Below are 21,542 nucleotides of genomic sequence, written 5' to 3'. Positions count from 1 at the left end.
TTGCGATTTCAAGGCGCAATCTTGCGTCCGAGGAGCTGCCGCCGCAATCGAATGCTTAACGAATGGTTAAGGCGTGGCAGGCGTCGGCCCCACGCGCGACTCAGGCCGCCAGCTTGACCTGGTTCCGGCCGGCCGATTTCGCCGCGTAGAGCGCTTCGTCGGCGCGCCGGAGCAATGCGTTGAAATCGGCATCCTCCCCCCGGCAGATGGCGACACCGACTGAGACGGTGATCGATATCTTGACGGTGCCAGCGACGAAAGGATCAGCCCGCACCGCAGCGCGCAGCCACTCGGCCGCCGCCTCGACCTGGTTGGGCTCGATCCGGTCGAACAGCACCACGAACTCCTCGCCACCGGTGCGCGCCACGAGATCGACGCCGCGCGTCGCCGACTTCAGCCGCGCTCCGACATGCTTCAGGGCGATATCGCCGACATCGTGACCATGGCGATCGTTGATCGCCTTGAACGAGTCGATATCGACGACGGCGATCGCGAAGCTCTCATCCTTGGCGCGCGCCGCCTTGAAGCGTTCCGTACCGGCCGCGGTAAGCGTGCGCCGGTTCGGCAGGCCGGTGAGATAATCGGTCGATGCGGCCCGCTCCCATTGCCGGCGAATCCGCTCCGAGCACATCAACACGAAGGCGGTCGTCCCGATCACCGGCAAGATCGCCGCGAGCATGGGCGTGGCGAGGTTCATCCAGCTGGCATCGTCGGCGATGCTGAAGTTCGTCGCCATTCCCAGGCTCAGATAGTGCAGCAGACGCACGATGGTGAACAGGAATACGCTGGCGAAGATGGCGAACAGCATGCGCCGGCTCATCGCGTCGTCGCGACCGGCGCCGCGCTTGAGGATCAGGGCGCTATTGCCCATGAGCACCAGCCAGGCCGGGGAAATGATGATGATTCGGATCTCGGTGTTCGGCTGAATGGCCGAGAACCAGAAGACACCCAGCGTTCCCAGGACTGCCGGCAAAGGCAGCCAGACGCCCGGCTTGCGCTCGTAGAAGGAATAGAGGGACCGGCAATAGGCCGTGAGCCCCAGTAGGATCAGGCCGTTAGAAACCGTCACCGAGACGGCGAGCGGCACGAGCGGCTGGATGGCGAACAGCGCGCAACCGCAGGCGACGAGCAGCGTGCCTGACTGCCAGCTCCGGGACGCCGGACGCAACGAAGCCGGCAGGTCGCCATGCATGAACCCCAGGACAGTACCATTGGCGAGCATCATCAGCGATGCCGCGAAAAAAGCAGTGCTGGAATCCATTTTGGGGAGGGTACCTCCGGCGCCGTGCCTGTCCCGGCGCTCGCACCGATGCGAGCATTCGAATTCGCTATAGCAGACCAGTCTTTCCGAGACCTTGTCGCCTTTGCGTCAATCTCCGGCCTTTCCGCAGATGCACCGGCAGCCGTCGGAATGTTCGATGCCTTGCTGCAATCGCAGGGCAGCGTTCCGGCTTCGGCCGAAGCGGATGGCTGGCGGAGGGAACGGAGCATCCCGATCGGCCTACCCACCGAAGATTTGCAGAACGGCGCATCTGGCGCGTTGCATCGCGGCGGCAGCGCCTCTATAAGCCGACGCGTCGGAGCGTAGCGCAGCCCGGTTAGCGCACTTGTCTGGGGGACAAGGGGTCGGAGGTTCGAATCCTCTCGCTCCGACCATTTTTCATTCTGTTCAGTCTCGGCTGCGGGCGCCCTGCCCTCGCATCGGCCGGGGCACGTGATCGAAGCCAACTGCGGGCGGAGCAGTGCGCCGCCAGCCAGGCCTGCCGCATCCTCACCAGAGGCACGACCATGAGCCATGACAGAACCCGCCGGCCGAGCGATCCTCGCAAGCTCGCGGAAGCCCTCTTCAAGCCGGCGCCCCCCAAGGCACCGGCCCCGAAGCGGGCAGTGGTTCCCGGGGCGCGGGAGATGGTGACCCTCCGGATCGACCGCGAAGTGCTCGAGCATTTCCAGAGCGGCGGTCCGGGCTGGCAGGACCGAATCAACGCGGTGCTGCGCGAGGCGGCCGGCATCGGCGGCGGCGATGGCCTGACCCCGGACGAACTCAACTCCTCGAACGACGGCTGAGCCCGGACAGATCGTCCGGCAGTACGCCAGGCGTTCGTTCGCGGGGCTTGCAGGATCAGTCGCGCTTCGGCTCCGACGGACGTCTGGCGATCTCGGCCGGCGTGATCCCCAGGCGCCGGCTGCGGCGCACCATGGTCCTGAGCAGACCGGCGAAGACGATCGCCAAGGGCAGCGCCATCACGGCATTGCCCTCGAAAGCCAGCCATAGCGCCGTCGCGACGGTCGCGAGCATCGAGACGGCAAGGAGAAGCGTGACCATCGCAGGAAGGTGAACCTCGCGCGCGAGAGCCGCAAGCGCCTTGCAGGACCTGCGGAGGGAGACTGCCCTAACTTTGCCAGCTTCGCGGGAATCATCTTGACTGGCCGCACAGCGAGAGGCTGCCAGCGATGACACCGCACTGCATCATGACCGCCGCCGATACGGGTTTCCCGCCGAGCAAGCGCGACGGTCCGGTTGTTTCGATCGGCGCCGCCGAGCGGACTGGGTCGACGCAGGTCGCGCTCGAAGCCGGCGCGACGCCCGCTCATCGAACGCCGCGCTGGCCGGAAGAATCGTCGCGCTCTGCCCGGAATATGGCCGCCGGCCAGTTGTCGCGAGTGAAGCGACAGAGCTGCCGAGATTACCGCAAGCCCATTAAGGAAAGTCCCGCCCCGGCAATGTTCGGTTAACGCATTTCATTCAAATGCGGTTCAGCGGGTCAACTCTATCTTTATGATGCTACCCACCAGAGGAGGAGGTTGTCATCATGATCCTGGACTGGCGCAACGGCCTCATGCTCGGCTTCATCGCGGCGGTTTTCGTCGCCTGCCTGTTCGGGCCCTACATGATCTCGGTCATGCTCGGCGGGCTCGGGCTGATGTGCTATCTCTCGAAGCGCGCCTGAGCGCCTGCCCGCCGGCCTGACTGCGTCCTCCTACCCTTAGACGGGGCGACGCCACACCTACGCGGCCTTCGCCCGCTGCCCCGCAAGCCACTTCTCGAGCAGGCCCACATCCGCCTGGGACAGGCCATGGCCAGTCGGCAGGACCTGATGCTCAACCGCAGCCCCCGCCCGCTCGAGCGTTGCCGCAAGGCCAGCCGCATTCGCCGCCGGAATGATCGGATCGAGCCTACCCGAGAGCAGCAGCACCGGCTTGCCTGAAAGCTGCGCCTCCGGCGGCTTTGCGAAGGGCGCCATCGCCCGCAGCAGCGCGGCACCGGCGAGCGCTTCCGGCCGTAGCAAGAGTAGCGCGGCGGCGATGTTGGCGCCATTCGAGAAGCCGAGCGGGACCGGGGCCTGCAGCCCGTAGCGCGTGCGAGCATCGGCGATGAAATCCGCCAACTCATGTGTGCGCTTCGTCAGGTCCGCCTCGTCGAAGACGCCTTCGGCGAGCCGGCGGAAGAAGCGCGGCATGCTGCCTTCCAGGACCTGGCCACGCGGCGAGAGCAGCGCAGCGCCCGGCAGCACGGCACGCCCGAGCGGCAAGAGGTCATTCTCGTCGCCCCCGGTGCCGTGGAGCAGTAGCAGCGGCGGCAGGCCCGGCGCGGTCGCCGGCTCGAAGCGGTGGATGAAGGCAGAGGATTCAACCATGATTCGTCTCCTTTTGTGATCGAGAGCACGTCGGCGCACCGAAGCAGCGCGCCGAAGCGGCTCAGACCAGGGCCGGCAGCGCGGCTTCGATCTCGCCGCGGCGCTTCTCGTATTGCGGCGGCAGCTTGAGGGCGCTGCCGAGGCTTTCGGCCGGCTCGTCGGCGGCGAAGCCGGGAGCGTCGGTCGCGATCTCGAATAGCACGCCACCGGGCTCGCGGAAGTAGACCGAGCGGAAGTAGTTGCGGTCGCGCTGTCCGGTGGTGCGCAGGCCGAATCTGTCGGACAGCAGCTTCACCATCCGCGCCTGCTCGGCATCGTCATGGGCGCGGAACGCGACATGGTGGACCGAGCCGCCGCCGAGACGGGCAGGCAGGGAGCCGCGCCCCTCGCGCAGGTCGACGACCCCGCCCTGGACGGTGCCGGCTGCCTGCATCCGGACGATGCAGTTCTCGCGCCCGACCTCGGCGAAACCGAAGACCTCGGACAGGATGGCAGCGGTCGGCCCGGTCTCGGCCAGCAGCAGAGTGACCCCGTGGAAGCCGCGGATCGCGAAGGCGCCGGGGATCTCGCCATTGTCCCAACTCGGCTCGCTCTCGCTGCCGGGAACCGCCACGAGAGCGAGGCGCATGCCGTCCGGGTCGCGAAAGGCGAGCACCGTCTCGCCGAACCGCGTTTCGGGCGCATCATGCACGACGCCGAGGCCGACGAAGCGCTGCGTCCAATAGTCCAGCGCCGACGCGGGAATGCGGAATGCCGTCTCCTGTGTCTCCCCGACGCCGAGCCGGCCGGGCGCAACATGCTCCCAGGGGAAGAAGGTCAGGATCGTGCCGGGCGCGCCATCGGCATCGCCGAAATAGAGGTGCCATGTCGTCGGGTCGTCGAAATTGACGGTCTTCTTGACCAGGCGCAGGCCGAGGACACGGCTGTAGAAATCGAGATTGCGGCGCGCCGGGCCAGCAATGGCGGTGACGTGGTGGATGCCGTTGATCTGCATGGTGGCGGTCCTTTCGGGCTGCGGAACGCCGCCCTCGTTGACGCCAAGATGGTGATCGCGAGCGTGCAGGCCAGTCCAAGTTCATTGTGATAATGCAATTTCAATATCGCTAAATCGATATTTGAATTGCACAACGGCGACGCGCATCTTTCTCCGCAGAACGATCCCGCCTTTCCTCTCGACCTTCGGAGAACCATCATGATCGACACCCGTCTCGCCCCTTATGGCGCCCTCGGCCTGCGCATTGCGCTCGGCCTGATGTTCATCGCCCACGCCTATCTCAAGCTCGCGGTCTTCACCGTTCCGGGTTTTGCCGGCTTCCTCGGCCAGCTCGGCCTGCCGGGCTTCCTGGCCTGGCCGATCATCCTCGCAGAGCTCGTCGGCGGCCTCGCCATCCTGACCGGCTTCTATGGCCGCTATGTCTCGCTGGCACTGCTGCCGGTCCTGCTCGGCGCGCTCGCCGTCCACGCCCCCAATGGCTGGCTCTTCACCGCCCCGAATGGCGGCTGGGAGTATCCGGCGTTCCTCGCGCTGACGGCTTTCGCCCATGTGCTGATCGGCGACGGTGCGCTCGCCCTGCGCTCCGGTCCGCTCCCGGGCTCGCGCCAGGCCGCCCTTGCCTGAGGCACCGATTTCCGGCTGAACGGGCGGCGGGTTGCTCCAACCCGCCGCCCGCACCATTTTATGGACACCCGTCAACGGGCGCCCTGCCCCCGGAGCCGACGCCTTGCCGAACCCGCCCTACACCGTCGCCTGGGATGATTTCCGCCTGATCAAGGCCATTGCCGATGCCCGCAGCCTGCCGGCGGCGGCCGAGCTGATCGGCCTCAACCATTCGACGGTGTTTCGCCGTCTCGGCCAGATCGAAGAGGCGCTCGGCACGCGCCTGTTCGAGCGTCATCGCAGTGGCTATGTCACGACGCCTGCCGGCGAGGAGATGGCGGCACTGGCGGAGCGGCTCGACCACGACATCGCCGGCTTCACCCGCCGCCTCGCCGGGCGCGAGATCGTCCCCGCCGGCGAGTTGCGCGTCACCACCAATGATTCCCTGCTGGTCGAGCTGCTGACGCCGCTCTTCGGCGCCTTCATGCGGCAATGCCCGGACATCCGGCTCGATGTCCTGCTCGGCAACCAGGCGCTCAACCTCAGCAAGCGCGATGCGGATGTCGCGATCCGCGCCACCGATACGCCGCCGGAGAACCTCGTCGGCCGGCGCGCTGCGCGGATCGGCTGGGCACTCTATGGGCGTGGGGCCGACTTCCCGGAGGGGCCGCCTGCCGACCAGGCCATCCTGGCGCAGCGGCGCTGGGTCTCGCTCAACGACCAGTTCGGTGCCTTCAAGGTCGTGCAGTACGTGCAGAAGCACATCGAGGCCGATCGCGTCGTCTACAAGCTGAATACGGTGCTGGGCCTCGCCGAAGCGGTCGAGGCCGGGATCGGGATCGGCTTCCTGCCCTGCTTCATCGGCGACAAGCGGCCGGGATTGAAGCGTCTCGGACCGCCGCAGGCCGGCTATGCCGCGGACCTCTGGCTCCTGACTCATCCGGACCTGCGCCAGGCGCCGCGCGTGCGGCTGTTCCTCGACTTCATGGCGAGCGAGCTCGTCCGCCTGCGGCCCTTGATCGAGGGCGTGGCCGAGGCCGAGATCCAGCCGGGGGAGGACGCCCAGGCTTCAGCCGCGCGCTGAACGCCTTGCGGGTTCACACTGCCGGGAGGCGTGCGTTGCGCCTTTGATATTTCCATCGAGCCGCAGCGCGCTCTAGACTGCCGCCATGGAAATCGCGATCCCCCTCATCATGGGCCTGACGCTGATCTGGCTGATCGGCCGCGGCACGCCCTGGAACGCCAAGCTGATGACGCTCGTGGTGACGCTCGCCGTCATCGTCCTGATCCTGCTGCTGGAGCGCAGCGGCTTCTGGCCCGACGCCTTCCGGCGCTGAGTTCTCCCGGCCCTGCCTCCTAACCGACCAGCTTGAGGCCGACGATTCCCGCGACGATCAGGCCGATGCAGAGCAGCCGCAGCACGGTCGCCGGTTCGCCGAACAGGATGATGCCGAGTATCGCCGTCCCGACGGTGCCGATGCCGGTCCAGATCGCATAGGCGGTGCCCAGCGGCAGGCTCTTCAGCGCGAGGCCGAGCAGTCCGAGGCTGACCGCCATGCTGGCGACGGTCAGCACGGTCGGGACCAGCCGCGTGAAGCCTTGCGTGTACTTCAGTCCAATCGCCCAGCCGATTTCGAAGAGACCGGCGAAGAAGAGATAGGTCCAGGCCATCGCGGCCCTCCTGTTCGGCAACTGGATCAGTTCACGCGGAGAAGGAGAGCGGCCCCGCAATCGACGGCGGATGGCCTGCGCAAGGGCCTTGTGGCGCGGTCAGGCTTCCTCGACCGCTCCTGAGCTCAGCGCTGCCCGCAGCAGCCGCCGGCATTCGGCGAGCTCCAGCAGCGTCGTCTTGAGGAAGGCCAGATCGTCGTCGCCGAAAGCAGCCGGCTGAGGCGCCTGCGACAAGGAAGAAAGGAGTGCCTTGGCGGCGAAACCCGGCTCGCCAGCGGGAGCCGGCCGCGACGATGGATTGGCGGCCATTTCGGCTGGTCCCGCCGCAACCGTGGCGGGCCGGGCTGCGGCGCCGGGTGGCGGCGCGATCTCGGCCCCACGGCCGATCGCCTGGACGTGGCGCGGCCCCTGCTCCTTGAGGATCCGCTGCAGGCCCTTGATGGTATAGCCTTCGCCGTACAGCAGGCGGCGGATGCCCTTGAGCAGGGCGACATCGTCGGGGCGGTAGTAGCGCCGGCCGCCGCCGCGCTTCAGCGGCTTGATCTGGGAGAAGCGCGTCTCCCAGAAGCGGAGCACATGCTGGGGTATGTCGAGGTCTTCGGCGACCTCGCTGATGGTCCGGAAAGCGTCTGGGCTCTTGGTGTCCAATTCGGCCTCGGTATCGCCGTTGTGGAACTCCAGGCTCACTCGTCTTCACCCTCGCCGTTCTGCCCGTTGATCCGGGCCTTCATCACGTTCGAGGGCTTGAAAACCATGACGCGACGCGGCTCGATCGGAACTTCTACGCCAGTCTTGGGATTACGCCCGATTCGCTCGCCCTTGTCGCGCACGACGAACGAGCCGAACGAAGAAAGTTTGACATTCTCGCCGCGCGCCACGGCATCGCAGATCTCGTCGAGGACCGCTTCGACGAGCTTGGACGACTCCGTCCGCGACAGGCCGATCTTCTGATAGACCGCCTCGCAAAGGTCCGCGCGCGTCACAGTTTGCCCTGCCATCAGCTCCCTCCAAGGCGTTATAGAGCAGCCACTACCCTGTCGAAGCATCCCCTACCAGAAACGGCGGACGCCAGAGCCGGCCGCCTTCGGATGAACGCGCGGGGCGCCCCGATCCGAAAAAACGTGCCGTCTCTCAACCAAGTGTCGGCGCGGAGCCTGTCCAGATGACCGGCCCCGCTTTTTCGCCTTCTGCTCTAGGCGCCAAGGCAATTCGGGTCAATCCTCGTGCCGCACGCACAGGTTGAAATGGCAAGAATCTGCGGCGATAACCGCCAAAAAAGTCGATAAATCGAAGTAACTTAGCGTGAGGACCTGAACGGCCATCACCAGCGGATCAGCGCCGAACCCCAGGTGAAGCCGCCACCCATCGCCTCGATGAGCACGAGCTGGCCGCGCTTGATGCGCCCGTCCGCATGCGCTTCGGCCAAAGCGAGCGGGATCGAGGCGGCGGAGGTGTTGCCGTGCCGGTCGACGGTGATGACGACCCGTTCCTCACCGATGCCGAGCTTGTGGGCGGTGGCGTCGATGATGCGGCGGTTGGCCTGATGCGGCACGAACCAGTCGATATCGTCGCCGGTGAGCCCGGTCTCCTCGAAGGTATGACGCACCGTCTCGGCGAGGTTGACGACCGCGTGCTTGAAGACCTCCCGGCCCTCCATCCGCAGGAAGCCGACCGTCTTGGTCGAGCCCGGCCCGCCATCGACATAGAGCTTGTTGGCATAGCGCCCGTCGGAGCGGATATGGGTCGTGAGCACGCCGCGGTCGGCAAGCGTCCCGGTTCCGGGCTCGGCCGTCAGCACGACAGCGCCGGCACCATCGCCGAAGAGGACGCAGGTGGTGCGGTCCTCCCAGTCGAGGATGCGCGAGAAAGTCTCGGCGCCGATGACCAGGGCGGCCTTGGCGGCACCGCTCGTCAGGAACTTGTCGGCGGTGGCGAGGCCGAAGACGAAGCCGGAGCAGACGGCCTGCAGGTCGAAGGCCGCGCCATGGCTGATTCCGAGCGCGGCCTGGATCTGCGTCGCCGTCGCCGGGAAGGTGTTGTCCGGCGTCGCCGTCGCGACGATGATCAGGTCGATCTCGCTCGCGTCCATGCCGGCATCGGCGAGCGCCGCCTGCGCCGCCTTGAGTCCGAGCGTGGCCGTGGTTTCGCCCTCGGCCGCGATACGGCGCTCGCGGATCCCGGTGCGCTGCACGATCCACTCGTCGGTGGTGTCGACCTTCTTCGCCAGATCGGCGTTGCTGACGATCTGCGCCGGCAGATAGGAGCCGGAGCCGCGCAGGACGGATCGCAGGATGGACAAAGGAGCGTCTCTCTTCCCTATTCGCCGATGGCCGGCTGCATGCTCTTCGGGCTCGCATCCGGGCGCGCGGTCGACGCGACCATCTCGCGCACCTTCGCCATCAGGTTCTCCCGCGCCATCTCGTAGCCCATTTCCGCGGCACTGGCGAACCCGATCGCATCGGTGCCGCCATGGCTCTTGATCACGATGCCTTCGAGGCCGAGGAAGACGCCGCCATTGACCTTGCGCGGGTCCATCTTGTCCTTCAGCGCCGAGAAGGCGCCACGGGCGAAGAGGTAGCCGATCTTCGACATCAGCGAGCGGCCCATCGCGGCGCGCAGATACTCGCCGATCTGCCTCGCCGTCCCCTCGGCGGTCTTCAGCGCGATATTGCCGGTGAAGCCTTCGGTGACGACGACGTCGACCGTGCCTTTGCCGAGATCGTCGCCTTCGACGAAGCCCTGATAGTCGAGATGGGCCAGATTGCTCTCGCGCAGGATGCGGCCGGCTTCCTTGACCGCCTCGACGCCCTTGATCTCTTCGACGCCGACATTGAGCAGGCCGACGCTCGGGCGATCGATGTCGAAGACGACGCGCGCCATGGCCGCGCCCATCACGGCGAGGTCGACCAGGTGCTGCGCGTCGGCGCCGATGGTCGCGCCGACATCGAGCACAACGCTCTCGCCGCGCACCGTCGGCCACAGGCAGGCGATCGCCGGGCGGTCGACCTGGGGCATGGACTTCAGGCAGAACTTGGACATCGCCATCAGCGCGCCGGTATTGCCGGCGGAGATGGTGACGTCCGCCTCGCCGGTCTTGGTCGCGTCGATGGCGCGCCACATCGAGGACTTGTAGCGGCCATAGCGCAGCGCCTGGCTCGGCTTGTCGTCCATCTTCACGGAGACGTCCGTGTGGTGGAAGACCGTCGCGGCCTTGAGCTTGGGATGGGCGTCGAGCAACGGCTCGACCTGCGCCTGATCGCCGAAGATCACGAACTTGGCGTCAGGGCGGCGTTCCAGCGTAAGGGCCGCGCCGGGGATGACGATGGACGGACCGTGGTCGCCGCCCATCGCATCGAGCGCGAGTGTAACCGGACGTGTCATGAGGAGGCGATCAGTTCCAGGGGCGGCGCCCCTGGCTGGAGCGGCTCGACGCGGCGGGACAATAGCGAGTTGAACGCCGGCCGCAAGAAAAAGCCGCGACCGGGGCCGGCATCATTCCGAGCCCTTCAGGCGCGCCAGCGCCGCGAAAGGCGATTCGGGTGCCGCTTCCGGCGCGGTCTCATCGAAGCTGACGCCAGGTTTGCGCGGATAGGGATCGAGCGCCAGCGCCAGGAATTCGAGGGTGATCGAGCCCAGATCGATGACGCCGTCGACGATCGGCTCCGGCGGATCCTCCTCGTTCAGCAGGACCTCGATGTCGATCTCGCCCTCGCCGGTATCGCCAGCCGCCAAGGTGGCCAATTCGGCCTCCGGCACGAAATCGAGCTTCACCGGCACCTTGAGCGCAACGGGAAAAGCCTCGAGCGTGACGACGCAGGTCTGGTGCAGCGCCGCGGAGATCTTGCCTTCGAGCTTGACCCGGTCGCCATTGCGGGACAGCGAATAGCTCGCCTTCAGCGACTCAAGCGAAGCGACGCCGATGTGGCGCGCGATCGCGGCGAAGTCGGGCTGCGCCGCCGCGATCTCGAAGGTCATCGGCCGCAGCGTGATCGTCTCGACGCGAACGGGATGGCGCAGCGGCAACGCGTCCTTGCTGGCGGAACTCATTTCGACAGGCTGCTCTCAAACTTGGGAAAAATCGGATCGGCGGTGAGAATACCGTCGAGATCAAGGGGCGCCAACTGTGCCGCAGCGGCATGGGCATGGCGGGCCAAGGCCTCAGCATCGGCCTGCGGCGAAACATTGCGTCCCAGCGCGGCTGCCAGCGCACCCGGCTCGCCCGAGGCGAAGGCTTCCTCATAGGCACCGACCCGGCCGTAGAAGCTGCGGCCGATCTTCTTCATTCGCTTGGGCACGGAGACGTCACTGACGCCGCCCTGACGGAAACCGAGCTCGAGATAGCTGAAACTGGCGTCGACGAGATCCTGCGCCACGTCCGCTGCAGGCGCCGGCAGTTCACGCAGCCGCCGCAATACCAGGAAGACATGGAGCGTCAGCGCCTCGAAACGTCCCTCGAAATCGTCGGGCACACGCCCTTCGAGATAAAGCGCGGGCTCCCGGGAGGCTGCGACGATGCGCGCCAGCAGGGCGTTGACCGGCGCCATCCGGTCGGGTCTCTTGCCGAACAGACCGAAAATCACTGCCGCCACTCCACCGATTGCGCTTGCGATTGCGCTCGCCTTGCCAAAGCCATGCTCGGGCGTTACGCCAAGCATACCCCTCATGACAAGCGCGGCCTCGCTGTCGCGTGCCTGCCGTTGGACCTTCCCCGCATGACCGCTCCGACCCGCCGCACTGTCCTGATCGGCACGCTCGCCGCAATGTTGCCGCTCGCCGCCTGCAGCGGCGCCAATCACGGCTTCCGCGTCCCGACCTCCGCCGGCCTCAACGAAGAGTTCACGCGCGGCTTCATCATGGATGACGAGCTGATCGCCAAGGTCAGGCCCGGCATGGACGTGCAGGCGGTGCTGACCACGCTCGGAACGCCCTCGACGACCTCGACGGTCGGCAACCGCACCTTCTACTACATCAGCCAGACCGTGCGCCGGCGCTTCCAGTTCCAGGACTTCACGGTGATCGACCAGCGCGTGCTGGTGATCTATTTCAACAAGGCCTTCAAGGTCGAGCGTATCGCCAATTACGGCCTGCAGGACGGCGTGATCTTCGACTTCATCAGCCGCACCACCCCGACCGGCGGCGAGGAGCAGAGCTTCCTGCGCAACCTCTTCCGCGGCGTCACCAAGTTCAACCCGCTCGGCTCCTGAGGACCTCCTCAGCGACAGAACGAAAAGGCCCTGCGGCGCTGTCGCAGGGCCTTTTTCTTTGCTCGCGCTCGCCTAGCTGGCGGGCGGCCTGCGCTCCGGCAGGGTCATCGCGAACACACCGATCAGCACCAGCGCGAGACCGGCCCAGGCGGTCGGGCTCAGGCGCTCGCCGAGAAAAACCACGCCTATGGCGACGCCGGTCGGCACCCGCAGATAGGCGACCGAGGTCGTCGCGACCGTGCCGAGCCTGTCGATCAGGCGAAAATAGATGATGAAGGCGAGCGCGGTCGAGAACAGCGACAACCCCAGCAGCGCCTGGATCGAGGCGGCCGACGGCGAGAGCGTCCAGGGCCGGTCGACGAACAGGCTGAAGGGAATCAGGACCACCGCGCCGCAGAGCAGCGAGCCCGCCGCAGGCATGATCGGATCGAGCCCCTTGAAGTTGCGCCCGAACAGGGCTGCTCCGCCATAGCAGGCCGCGGCCGCGACCAGAGCGAGCTGGGCCCAGAGCTCGCGGCCGAAACCCGACAGCGCCTCGACGCCGATGATCAGGCAGACTCCGAGCATGCCGGCAGCAACACCGAAGAGCTTGCGGCCGGCAGCCGCCTCGCCGCGTGCCAGGACCAGGGTGAGCAGGAACGCGAAGATCGGCGAGCCCGCGTTCAGGATCGAAGCCAGGCCGGCCTCGACGCTGGTCTCGGCCCAGGCGATCAGCGTGAAGGGCACGGCGCTGTTGAGACAGGCCTGGATCAGGAAGCGCTGCCAGATGGCGGGATCGCGCGGCAGCGCCAACCCGCGCAACCGGATGACGACGAGCAGGATCGCGCCGGCGATCAGGGTGCGCGCCGCGATCAGCGTCAGCGGCGGGATCGTCTCGACGCCGATCCTGATGAAGCTGTAGGAGGCGCCCCAGAGCGTCGCCAGGGCGAACAGCAGGACAAGGTCCGTCGCCTGTCCGGAGCGTGCGGGTGCTGAAGCGGCTGGGATGGTCATCGAGTCCTCCGTTGATGGGGCGGACCATGACAGGCAGCTGCGAGCGCGTCGCGCGGGAACGCTACGGTCGTGACCGTAGCCTCCCGGTTTGATTCAACTGCCTCGCGGATTGATTCCGCTTAAACGCACAACGCATTGCGCGCAAAAGAAAACCCCGCGGATTGCTCCGCGGGGCCGAGCCTTGCTCAGGCGATCTCGCCGATCAGCTATGCGCCAGGATGGCGAGCAGCAGGAGCGCGATGATGTTGGTGATCTTGATCGCGGGGTTCACCGCGGGGCCCGCCGTGTCCTTGTAGGGGTCGCCGACGGTATCGCCGGTCACCGAGGCCTTGTGCGCCTCGGAGCCCTTCATGTGGCGCACGCCGTCCTTGTCGACGAAGCCGTCCTCGAAGCTCTTCTTGGCATTGTCCCAGGCGCCGCCGCCCGAGGTCATCGAGATCGCGACGAAGATGCCGGTGACGATGACGCCCATCAGCATGGCGCCGACCGCGGCGAAGGCCTGGTTCTTGCCGGCGATGGCGTTGATGACGAAGAAGGTCACGAACGGCGCCAGCACAGGCAGGAGCGAGGGCACGACCATTTCCTTGATCGCGGCCCGGGTCAGCATGTCGACGGCCCGGCCATAGTCGGGCCGGTCCTTGCCTTCCATGATGCCGGGCTTCTCCTTGAACTGGCGACGCACCTCCTCGACGACCGAACCCGCGGCCCGGCCTACCGCCGTCATGCCCATGCCACCGAAGAGGAAGGGAATCAGGCCGCCGAGCAGCAGGCCGACGACGACGAAGGGGTTGGAGAGTGAGAAGTCGACCGTGACGCCCTTGAAGTACTGGAAGGTCGTCGAGCCCGCCTTGTTGGCCTCGGCCACGAAGAAGTTGAGATCCGAGGTATAGGCGGCGAACAGCACCAGCGCGCCGAGGCCGGCCGAGCCGATCGCGTAGCCCTTGGTGATCGCCTTGGTGGTGTTACCGACCGCATCGAGCGCGTCGGTGGACTGGCGGACCTCCTTGGGCAGGCCGGCCATCTCGGCGATGCCGCCGGCATTGTCGGTGACCGGGCCGAAGGCGTCGAGCGCCACGACGACGCCGGCGAGCGCCAGCATGGCGGTGGTCGCGATGGCGATGCCGAACAGGCCGGCGAGGCCGTAGGAGACGATGATGCCGGCGATGATCACGATGGTCGGCAGCGCCGTCGATTCCAGCGACACCGCAAGTCCCTGGATGACGTTGGTACCGTGGCCGGTGACCGAAGCCTGGGCGATCGAGACCACCGGGCGCTTGCCGGTGCCGGTGTAGTATTCGGTGATGATGACGATCAGCAACGTCACCGCGAGGCCGACCAGCGAGCAGGCGAAGAGGCCGCCCGAGGTGAAAGCGACGCCCTGCCCCGTGGTGAACTGGGCGCCGAAGCCGCCGAACATGATGTGCGTCACCGCCGCGATGGCGCCGATCGAGAGCACGCCGGCGGCGATGAAGCCCTTGTAGAGCGCGCCCATGATCGACTGGTTGGCGCCGAGCTTGACGAAGAAGGTGCCGATGATCGAGGTCACGACGCAGGCGGCGCCGATCGCCATCGGGTAGAGCATCATCGCGTTCAGGACCGGCTGGCCGGCGAAGAAGATTGCGGCGAGCACCATCGTCGCGACCAGGGTCACGGCGTAGGTCTCGAACAGGTCCGCGGCCATGCCGGCGCAGTCACCGACATTGTCGCCGACATTGTCGGCGATGGTCGCCGGGTTGCGCGGATCGTCCTCGGGAATACCGGCCTCGACCTTGCCGACGAGGTCGGCGCCGACATCCGCGCCCTTGGTGAAGATGCCGCCGCCGAGACGGGCGAAGATCGAGATCAGCGAGGCGCCGAAACCAAGCGCCACCAGCGAATCGATGACGACGCGGCTGGAGGGCGCAAAGCCCTGCATCGAGGTCAGGAAGCCGTAATAGACGGCGACCCCGAGCAGTGCGAGGCCGGCGACCAGCATGCCGGTGACCGCGCCCGCCTTGAAGGCGACGTCGAGCCCCTGCCCCAGCGACTGCATCGCCGCCTGGGCGGTGCGGACATTGGCGCGCACCGAGACGTTCATGCCGATGAAGCCGGCGACGCCGGAGAGCACGGCACCGATCAGGAAGCCGATGCCGACATAGCGCCCGAGCAGCCAGGTCAGGCCGACGAAGAGCACGACGCCGACCATGGCGATGGTGACGTATTGCCGCTTGAGGTAAGCCTGCGCGCCCTCTGCGACCGCGCCGGATATCTCCTGCATGCGCTGATTGCCGGCGTCGCGTTTCATCACGTCGCTATAGGCCCAGATGCCGTAGACGATCGAAAGCGCACTCAGAAGTATGATGATGAGCAAGGCCGACATCGACTTTCCTGTCCCTGAGATCTGCATCTGGGGCAGGACGCCCCGACGGAGCCGGCTTGCCGCCGGTCTGTTGAACGCCAGGGACTGCTCTTCCGGGCTCTAGAATCGCGCCCGTAGCGCCGATCGCCAGTGTCTGCCGAATTGTTGCCAAGTTTCCGACAGAATCGCAAACCCGGCGGCTGACAATTACGTCATCTTGTCAGGCCGCAGCCGATCGCCGGCGAAAACCTTGCCAGGCGACCAGCGCCAGCGCGATCGCGACCGGCGGGAAGACGAGCCAGTTGACGCTGTCCCAGCCGCCGGCGCTGAGCAGGCCGCCGGCCGAGAAGGAGGCGATGGCGACCGAGCCGAAGACGAGGAAGTCATTGGCCGCCTGGACCTTGACCCGCTCCTCCGGGCGATAGCAGTCGGTGACCAGCGCAGTCGCGCCGATGAAGCCGAAATTCCAGCCGATGCCGAGCAAGACGAGCGCGATCCAGAAATGCGCGACGCTGAGCCCGGACAGGCCGACGATAGCCGCGACGGCGGTCAGCAGCAGGCCGAGCGCGGTGACCTTCTCCTTGCCATAGCGGGCGATCAGGCGGCCGGTGAAGAAGCTCGGCCCGAACATCGAGAGCACGTGCCACTGGATGCCGAGCGCCGCATCGCCGATCGAATGGCCGCAGGCGACCATGGCAAGCGGCGCCGCGGTCATGACGAAGCTCATCAGCCCGTAGGCGACCAGCGCCGCCGTCACCGAGGCGATGAATTTGGGCTGGCGCATGATCTCGGAGAGGGGCCGGCCGCCACCGGAACGCTTCTCCACCACTGGGGGAGCGCGCAACAGGAGGACCACGCCGACGGCGAGCAAGGCGAGCCCGCCCTGCGCCAGGAAACTCGCCGCGAAGGGCGCGGCCGGCGTCAGATCGCGCGTCCAGTAGACCGATTGCGGGCCGATCACACCACCTGCCAGCCCGCCGAGCATCACCCAGGAGATGGCGCGTGGCTTGAAGGCCTCGCTCGCCGTGTCAGCCGCGGCGAAGCGATAGCTCTGCACGAAGGAGCCGTAGACGCCGCAGAGGAAGGTGCCGAGGCAGAACAGCCAGAACATGCGACTGCCGGTACCGCTCGCGGCGACGCTGGCGCCGATGACGCCGACCAGCGCCCCGATCAGATAGCCGTTGCGGCGGCCGAGCCGTCGCATCAGCATCGCGGCCGGAATGACGCCGCAGGCGATGCCGAGCTGCATCAGGCTGACCGGCACGGTGGCGAAAGCCTGGTCCGTGACGAGCTGGGAGCCAACGATGCCGCCGAGCGAGACCACGATCGCCGGGCTGGCGCCGCCAAGCGACTGGGCGCAGGCGAGGACGACCGCATTGCGCTTCGCCAGGGTGTCGTCACTCACCGGAACATGCTGGTTCATTTGCAGGCCGCTGACTCTCTGCGGCCGGGGCCGCTCTCAGAAATGAACGAAGGAGCCTCGCGCAAAGCTGCGCGGCCTGCCCGCCTCGCTATATCGCACGGTCCCTGCCTCCGCCGTGACGCGGCCGATGCAGGCAAGGCCAAGGCCTGCCGCCTGCGCCGCCGCGACAAGGGAAGGAAATTCCATCTCGGAGGCCGTGCAGAGAATTTCGTAGTCGTCGCCGCCGGTCCAGGCCAGTTCCGCCAGCGCGGGATCAGCCATGACGGCATTGCGGGCCGCAGCAGAGAACGGGACCGCATCGAGATCGATCTCGGCGCCGACGCGCGAGGCTGCGAGCAGCTTGCCGAGGTCGCCGACGAGCCCGTCCGAGACGTCCATCGCCGCCGAGGCATGAAGCTGCAAGGCCTGCGCGAAGGCCAGGCGCGGCTGGGGATGCAGATAACGGTCGGCGAGGAAAGCGCGGTCGGCCTCCGAGAGGCGGGCGACCCATTCCGGCCGCGAGGGGCCATGGGCGCGCAGGCCCAGCGCGCCATCGCCGATCGTGCCCGTGACCAGCACGAGATCGCCCGGCTTTGCGCCCGAGCGCAGCACCATGCGTCCGGCCGGAACGCTGCCGAAGGCGGTGATCGAAAGCGTCAGCGGACCGGTCGTCGCAACCGTGTCGCCGCCGATCAGCGGACAGATCGCCTCTCCCGCGACCGCAGCGAGCCCCGACGCGAAGGCCGCGAGCCAGTCCTCGGTCCAGCCCTTCGGCAGAGCGAGCGTCAGCACGAAACCGTCGGGCCGGGCGCCCTTGGCCGCAAGGTCGGAGAGATTGACCGCCAGTGCCTTGCGGGCGATCGAGCCGGCAGGATCGTCCGGGAAGAAGTGCATGCCGGCGACCAGCGCATCGGCGGTGACGACGAGCTCATAGCCCCTCGCGGGGCGCAGCAGCGCGGCGTCGTCGGTGAGGCCGAGGCCATCACGCCCGGCGATCGGCGCGAAATGCCGGGCGATCAGCTCGAACTCGCCAGGGCGATTGTCTTCTCTCGACATTGCGGTCTCGCTGGCAGCTGCAGCCCTCATCCTGAGGAGCCGCGAAGCGGCGTCTCGAAGGATGCTTCAGAGAGTGCAGACGGAGCAATCTGGTTCATCCTTCGAGACGCTGTTCCTGTTGGAACGGCTCCTCAGGATGAGTGCTCGGAGGTTACCCTCTTGCTCACGCCGCCGGGACGTCGAATTCCTCGGCGCGGAAATCGCGGGCGAGCTTGTCGAGCACGGCATTGACCATGCCGATCTCCTCGCCCTGGTAAAAGGTGCGGGTGACCGCGACATATTCGGAGATCACGGCGCGCGCCGGCACGTCCTTGCGGAAGGCGAGCTCGTAGGCTCCGGCACGCAGCACCGCACGCACGACCGCCTCGACGCGCTTCAACGGCCAACCCGCTGCGAGCGCATCGTCCACCGCGCGGTCGACCAGACGCTGCTCGCTGACGACGCCGCCGAGCAGGTCGCGAAAGAAATTCAGTTCGGCCTTCGGCAGCTCGATCTCCTCGACCTCCTTGCCGATCCAGAAATGCTCGAACTCGGCCATGGCCTCGACCACGCCGCGCCCGCCGACCTCCATCTGGTAGAGCGCCTGCACGGCCGCCAGCCGGGCGCCGCGGCGCATTTCGGCCCGGCTCATTTCGAGTCCTCCGCCAGCGAGCGCTTGTAGCGCAGCACCGAGAGAGCAGCCTCGGCCGCGCCGCCGCCCTTGTCCATCTCGGAGCGGTTGGCGCGGGCCCAGGCCTGGGCTTCGTTCTCGACGGTCAGGATGCCGTTGCCGAGCGGCAGGGCGAAAGCGACCGAAAGGTCCATCAACGCGCGCGAGCTCTCGCCGGCGACGATGTCGTAATGACCGGTCTCGCCACGGATCACGGTGCCGAGCGCGACAACCGCCTCATAGGGGTCGACAGCCTCGTCGGCGGCACGCAGGCCGATGACGATGGCGGAGGGGATTTCGAGCGCGCCGGGAACGGTCACGACATCGACGCGGCAGCCGGCCTTCTCGAGCACTGCGGTCGCGCCGGCGAGCAGTTCGTCGGCAAGGCCGTCATAGAAGCGGGCTTCGACGACCAGGACGCGCACGTCATCGAGCGGGGCGGCTGAGGCAGCCGATGATTGCCGGGATCCGGCCATGCAGGAATTCCTTCTGGTATCGTCGGAGATGCCTTCGACCGGGTCGAAAGCAATCAAGCCCTCATCCTGAGGAGCCATTTCGTCAGAAATGGCGTCTCGCAGGATGGCTCAGAGCGCGCTGGGCCATCGTTCGAGACGCCGCTGCGCGGCTCCTCAGGATGAGGGCTGAGGCTGGACCGGCTCTTAGCCCCCCGGGCGCGCCTCCGCAAGCCGCGCGGCATACCGCGCCATCAGATCGACCTCGACATGAACGCCGTCTCCCTGCTTGCGCTGCCCCCAGGTGGTGACGCTGAAGGAATGCGGGATCAGGAGGACCGTGAAGACGTCATCCTCGACGGTGTTGACCGTCAACGAGGTGCCGTCGAGGCAGATCGAGCCCTTGGCGGCAATGAAACGGGCGAGCCCCTGCGGCGCGCGGATGTGGAAGCGCGCGGTCGCGCCCCAGGGCTCGTCAGGATCGGGCGCGATCGCGTCGACCTTGATGATCGAGCCGACGCCGTCGACATGGCCGGTAACCAGATGGCCGCCGAGTTCGTCGCCCATCTTCAGCGAGCGCTCGAGATTGATCGGCGTCCCGACTTCCCATTCGCCGACCAGGGTCTTGGACAGCGTCTCGGCCGCTGCCTCGACCTGGAAGATGCAGCCCGGCTCGCCATCCTCGCGCGGGCTCAGGGCGGTCACGGTGAGGCAGACGCCGGCGCAGGCGATCGAAGCGCCGATCTCGATGCCATCAGCCTCCCAAGGGCAGGAGATGGCGAGCCGCTTCAGGCTCGGCCCCATCTTCCGCGTCTGGGTGACGGTGCCAATGGCGGTGACGATGCCGGTGAACATCAGGCGATCCTCGTGAAGTGCTGGAAACGGTCCTGGCCGATGAGCCTGGTTTCGGCGATGGCGTACATCTTGGGGTCCGCCAGCAGCGCCGCAAGGCCCGGCCGCACGGCGACGACGCCCGGCTCGCCGAGGACAGTCGGCGAGGTCGAGACGATGACCTCGTCGGCGAAGCCGCCGAGCGCCAGCCTTTCGCCGATGGTCGGCCCTCCCTCGGAGAAGACCCGGGTGATGCCGCGCGCGGCCAGGAGCCGAAGCGCCTCGCCCAGATCGAGATGGCCGTCGGCGGCCCGCCCGACGCGCATCACCTCGACGCCGGCGGCGACGAGGCGCGCCTCGGCCTCGACCGGTGCATCCTCTGCCGCGATCGCCCAGACCGGCACCTCGCCGGCGCCGCGCACCAGTTGTGAGTCCGGCGGCAGGCGCAGATTGGAATCGAGCACGACGCGGACTGGCGAGCGGATCTCCAGCCCGGCTAGTCGCACGGTCAGGAGCGGATCGTCGGCGAGAACCGAGCCGATGCCGAGCAAGATCGCGTCGTAGCGGGCGCGCTCGCGATGGACCCATTCGCCCGCCTCCGGGCAGGAAATCCTGATGCGGGCCTGCCCTGCCCCACCGGCGAAGCCGTCGGCGGTGCGCGCCACCTTGAAGGTCACCATCGGCCGCCCCTGCGTCACCCGCAGCACATGGCCACGATGGCTGCGCTGCGCCTCGTCTTCGAGCACGCCGGTGACCACCTCCACGCCGGAACTGCGCAGCAAGGCATGGCCGAGGCCGGCGATGCGGGGGTTGGGGTCGGCCATGGCTGAGACGACGCGGCGCACGCCGGCGAGCAGCGTGCGCTCGACGCAAGGCGTGCCGCCGCGCAGGGTCCGGTGCGAGCAGGGCTCCAGCGTCACGTAAAGCGTGCCACCAGCGGCCGCGGGGCCGGCCTGCTCGAAGGCCATCGCCTCGCCATGCGGCCTGCCACCGGGCTGGGTATGACCGGCGCCGACGACGACCGGACCGTCCGGACCGTCGCGCGTCACCACGGCCCCGACAGAGGGGTTCGGCCAGGTCTGGCCGAGGCCGCGTGCGCCGAGCTCCAGCGCCCGGCGCATGAAGGCGCGGTCGATCTCGTCGCGATCAGGCATCGTCGCGCGGCCTGATCCTCTCCCCGGCCGGCTCGGCTTCGCCCTCTGCCTCGTCGCCGCTGAGCTGGCCGAGCAGCTCCTCGAAATCTCGGGCTTCGCGGAAATTCTTGTAGACCGAGGCGAAGCGGACATAGGCGACGTCGTCGAGAGACTTCAGCCCCTCCATCACCAGCTCGCCGATGGTCGAGCTCATGATCTCCGCCTCGCCCGAACTTTCGAGCTGGCGCACGATGCCGTTGACCAGCCGCTCCACCCGCTCGGGCGCGACCGCGCGCTTGCGCAAGGCGACATCGATCGAGGTCTGGAGCTTGTCGCGGTCGAATGCAGTGCGCCGGCCCGAGCGCTTGACCACGGTGAGCTCGCGCAGTTGCACCCGCTCGAAGGTGGTGAAGCGACCGCCGCAATCCGGGCAGACGCGCCGCCGCCGGATCGAGGCGTGATCGTCGGTCGGCCGCGAATCCTTCACCTGGGTGTCGAGCGAGCCGCAATAAGGACAGCGCATACCTTGGGCCTCGAGGGTTGTTTGAGGGACGATACCGTCCGCGGCCCTTCATTGC

General features: G+C 67.3%; 27 protein-coding genes and 1 tRNA gene. 8 read left to right on the top strand and 20 right to left on the bottom strand.

What is annotated here, in order from left to right; all coding sequences use genetic code 11:
* Positions 1 to 100: 100 nt before the first annotated feature.
* Entirely contained in the window at positions 101 to 1,261 is a 1,161-nt protein-coding gene (locus AC1REK_RS18395; protein WP_492268939.1) for a GGDEF domain-containing protein, read from the bottom strand.
* 317 nt (positions 1,262 to 1,578) lie between these two features.
* Here AC1REK_RS18395 and AC1REK_RS18390 point away from each other — a divergent pair.
* A tRNA-Pro gene (locus AC1REK_RS18390) sits at positions 1,579 to 1,656 on the top strand.
* 132 nt (positions 1,657 to 1,788) lie between these two features.
* Entirely contained in the window at positions 1,789 to 2,067 is a 279-nt protein-coding gene (locus tag AC1REK_RS18385) for a BrnA antitoxin family protein (protein WP_316017926.1), read from the top strand.
* A 55-nt stretch (positions 2,068 to 2,122) separates the two neighbouring features.
* On the opposite strand, the gene AC1REK_RS18380 is transcribed toward AC1REK_RS18385, so the two are convergent.
* Positions 2,123 to 2,326, bottom strand: a complete 204-nt coding sequence (locus AC1REK_RS18380; RefSeq protein WP_327523900.1) for a hypothetical protein — start codon at positions 2,324 to 2,326, stop codon at positions 2,123 to 2,125.
* Positions 2,327 to 2,454: 128 nt separating this feature from the next.
* Here AC1REK_RS18380 and AC1REK_RS18375 point away from each other — a divergent pair, with 128 nt between their 5' ends.
* A complete protein-coding gene (locus AC1REK_RS18375) occupies positions 2,455 to 2,736 on the top strand; it encodes a hypothetical protein (RefSeq protein ID WP_492268940.1) in 282 nt (93 codons plus the stop codon).
* A gap of 77 nt (positions 2,737 to 2,813) precedes the next feature.
* Positions 2,814 to 2,951, top strand: a complete 138-nt coding sequence (locus AC1REK_RS18370; protein WP_316017928.1) for a hypothetical protein — start codon at positions 2,814 to 2,816, stop codon at positions 2,949 to 2,951.
* Positions 2,952 to 3,008: 57 nt separating this feature from the next.
* Here AC1REK_RS18370 and AC1REK_RS18365 read toward each other — a convergent pair whose 3' ends face one another.
* Positions 3,009 to 3,638: an alpha/beta hydrolase gene (locus AC1REK_RS18365; protein ID WP_492268941.1), complete on the bottom strand. Its 630-nt coding sequence runs from the start codon at positions 3,636 to 3,638 to the stop codon at positions 3,009 to 3,011.
* Positions 3,639 to 3,699: 61 nt separating this feature from the next.
* Positions 3,700 to 4,632 (bottom strand): ring-cleaving dioxygenase, encoded by a 933-nt coding sequence (locus tag AC1REK_RS18360; RefSeq protein WP_492268942.1) that lies wholly within the window; start codon positions 4,630 to 4,632, stop codon positions 3,700 to 3,702.
* 198 nt (positions 4,633 to 4,830) lie between these two features.
* Between AC1REK_RS18360 and AC1REK_RS18355 the strand changes: the two genes are divergently transcribed.
* The 3 genes from AC1REK_RS18355 (at position 4,831) to AC1REK_RS18345 (ending at position 6,572) form a co-directional block, all read left to right on the top strand.
* Positions 4,831 to 5,256: a DoxX family protein gene (locus AC1REK_RS18355; protein ID WP_492268943.1), complete on the top strand. Its 426-nt coding sequence runs from the start codon at positions 4,831 to 4,833 to the stop codon at positions 5,254 to 5,256.
* Positions 5,257 to 5,359: 103 nt separating this feature from the next.
* On the top strand, positions 5,360 to 6,319 hold the full coding sequence (locus tag AC1REK_RS18350) for a LysR family transcriptional regulator (protein ID WP_492268944.1): 960 nt from the start codon (positions 5,360 to 5,362) through the stop codon (positions 6,317 to 6,319).
* A gap of 85 nt (positions 6,320 to 6,404) precedes the next feature.
* Positions 6,405 to 6,572 (top strand): hypothetical protein, encoded by a 168-nt coding sequence (locus AC1REK_RS18345; protein WP_316017933.1) that lies wholly within the window; start codon positions 6,405 to 6,407, stop codon positions 6,570 to 6,572.
* 19 nt (positions 6,573 to 6,591) lie between these two features.
* On the opposite strand, the gene sugE is transcribed toward AC1REK_RS18345, so the two are convergent.
* The 7 genes from sugE to AC1REK_RS18310 all read right to left on the bottom strand — a co-directional run bounded on the left by sugE (position 6,592) and on the right by AC1REK_RS18310 (position 11,561).
* Positions 6,592 to 6,906 carry a quaternary ammonium compound efflux SMR transporter SugE gene (gene sugE / locus AC1REK_RS18340; RefSeq protein ID WP_316017934.1) on the bottom strand — a complete coding sequence of 105 codons (315 nt, stop codon included), beginning with the start codon at positions 6,904 to 6,906 and terminating at the stop codon, positions 6,592 to 6,594.
* A gap of 99 nt (positions 6,907 to 7,005) precedes the next feature.
* Positions 7,006 to 7,593 (bottom strand): MerR family transcriptional regulator, encoded by a 588-nt coding sequence (locus AC1REK_RS18335; protein ID WP_492268945.1) that lies wholly within the window; start codon positions 7,591 to 7,593, stop codon positions 7,006 to 7,008.
* Complete coding sequence (locus AC1REK_RS18330) at positions 7,590 to 7,904, bottom strand: integration host factor subunit alpha (protein WP_066474510.1); 315 nt, start codon at positions 7,902 to 7,904, stop codon at positions 7,590 to 7,592. Before AC1REK_RS18330 ends, AC1REK_RS18335 begins: the two co-directional genes overlap by 4 nt.
* Before the next feature lie 323 nt (positions 7,905 to 8,227).
* The gene (locus AC1REK_RS18325) at positions 8,228 to 9,205 is read right to left on the bottom strand and encodes a beta-ketoacyl-ACP synthase III (protein ID WP_492268946.1); all 978 of its coding nucleotides are present in this window, start codon (positions 9,203 to 9,205) and stop codon (positions 8,228 to 8,230) included.
* 17 nt (positions 9,206 to 9,222) lie between these two features.
* On the bottom strand, positions 9,223 to 10,287 hold the full coding sequence (gene plsX / locus AC1REK_RS18320) for a phosphate acyltransferase PlsX (protein ID WP_066474506.1): 1,065 nt from the start codon (positions 10,285 to 10,287) through the stop codon (positions 9,223 to 9,225).
* Positions 10,288 to 10,398: 111 nt separating this feature from the next.
* Entirely contained in the window at positions 10,399 to 10,953 is a 555-nt protein-coding gene (locus AC1REK_RS18315) for a YceD family protein (protein ID WP_492268947.1), read from the bottom strand.
* Complete coding sequence (locus AC1REK_RS18310) at positions 10,950 to 11,561, bottom strand: ubiquinol-cytochrome C chaperone family protein (RefSeq protein ID WP_492268948.1); 612 nt, start codon at positions 11,559 to 11,561, stop codon at positions 10,950 to 10,952. Before AC1REK_RS18310 ends, AC1REK_RS18315 begins: the two co-directional genes overlap by 4 nt.
* A gap of 57 nt (positions 11,562 to 11,618) precedes the next feature.
* On the opposite strand from AC1REK_RS18310, the gene AC1REK_RS18305 reads away from it, so the two are divergent.
* On the top strand, positions 11,619 to 12,110 hold the full coding sequence (locus AC1REK_RS18305) for an outer membrane protein assembly factor BamE (protein ID WP_492268949.1): 492 nt from the start codon (positions 11,619 to 11,621) through the stop codon (positions 12,108 to 12,110).
* 72 nt (positions 12,111 to 12,182) lie between these two features.
* On the opposite strand, the gene AC1REK_RS18300 is transcribed toward AC1REK_RS18305, so the two are convergent.
* From AC1REK_RS18300 to nrdR, 9 genes are all read right to left on the bottom strand, one after another.
* A complete protein-coding gene (locus tag AC1REK_RS18300) occupies positions 12,183 to 13,103 on the bottom strand; it encodes a DMT family transporter (protein WP_492268950.1) in 921 nt (306 codons plus the stop codon).
* 202 nt (positions 13,104 to 13,305) lie between these two features.
* The gene (locus tag AC1REK_RS18295; RefSeq protein ID WP_492268951.1) at positions 13,306 to 15,462 is read right to left on the bottom strand and encodes a sodium-translocating pyrophosphatase; all 2,157 of its coding nucleotides are present in this window, start codon (positions 15,460 to 15,462) and stop codon (positions 13,306 to 13,308) included.
* Positions 15,463 to 15,661: 199 nt separating this feature from the next.
* A complete protein-coding gene (locus tag AC1REK_RS18290; RefSeq protein WP_492268952.1) occupies positions 15,662 to 16,846 on the bottom strand; it encodes an MFS transporter in 1,185 nt (394 codons plus the stop codon).
* A 54-nt stretch (positions 16,847 to 16,900) separates the two neighbouring features.
* Complete coding sequence (gene thiL, locus AC1REK_RS18285) at positions 16,901 to 17,899, bottom strand: thiamine-phosphate kinase (protein WP_492268953.1); 999 nt, start codon at positions 17,897 to 17,899, stop codon at positions 16,901 to 16,903.
* Positions 17,900 to 18,062: 163 nt separating this feature from the next.
* Positions 18,063 to 18,530, bottom strand: coding sequence for a transcription antitermination factor NusB (gene nusB, locus AC1REK_RS18280; RefSeq protein WP_492268954.1), 468 nt, complete (start codon positions 18,528 to 18,530; stop codon positions 18,063 to 18,065).
* The gene (gene ribH, locus AC1REK_RS18275) at positions 18,527 to 19,024 is read right to left on the bottom strand and encodes a 6,7-dimethyl-8-ribityllumazine synthase (protein ID WP_316017943.1); all 498 of its coding nucleotides are present in this window, start codon (positions 19,022 to 19,024) and stop codon (positions 18,527 to 18,529) included. Before ribH ends, nusB begins: the two co-directional genes overlap by 4 nt.
* A 183-nt stretch (positions 19,025 to 19,207) precedes the next feature.
* Entirely contained in the window at positions 19,208 to 19,855 is a 648-nt protein-coding gene (locus AC1REK_RS18270; protein WP_492268955.1) for a riboflavin synthase, read from the bottom strand.
* The gene (gene ribD / locus AC1REK_RS18265; protein WP_492268956.1) at positions 19,855 to 20,985 is read right to left on the bottom strand and encodes a bifunctional diaminohydroxyphosphoribosylaminopyrimidine deaminase/5-amino-6-(5-phosphoribosylamino)uracil reductase RibD; all 1,131 of its coding nucleotides are present in this window, start codon (positions 20,983 to 20,985) and stop codon (positions 19,855 to 19,857) included. The genes AC1REK_RS18270 and ribD overlap by 1 nt, the downstream gene beginning before the upstream one ends.
* Entirely contained in the window at positions 20,978 to 21,487 is a 510-nt protein-coding gene (nrdR, locus tag AC1REK_RS18260) for a transcriptional regulator NrdR (protein WP_316017946.1), read from the bottom strand. Before nrdR ends, ribD begins: the two co-directional genes overlap by 8 nt.
* Positions 21,488 to 21,542: the final 55 nt, after the last annotated feature.

Source organism: Allobosea sp. GW823-FHT02B03 (assembly GCF_058797755.1).
This window is presented reverse-complemented; position numbering and strand designations above follow the sequence as displayed.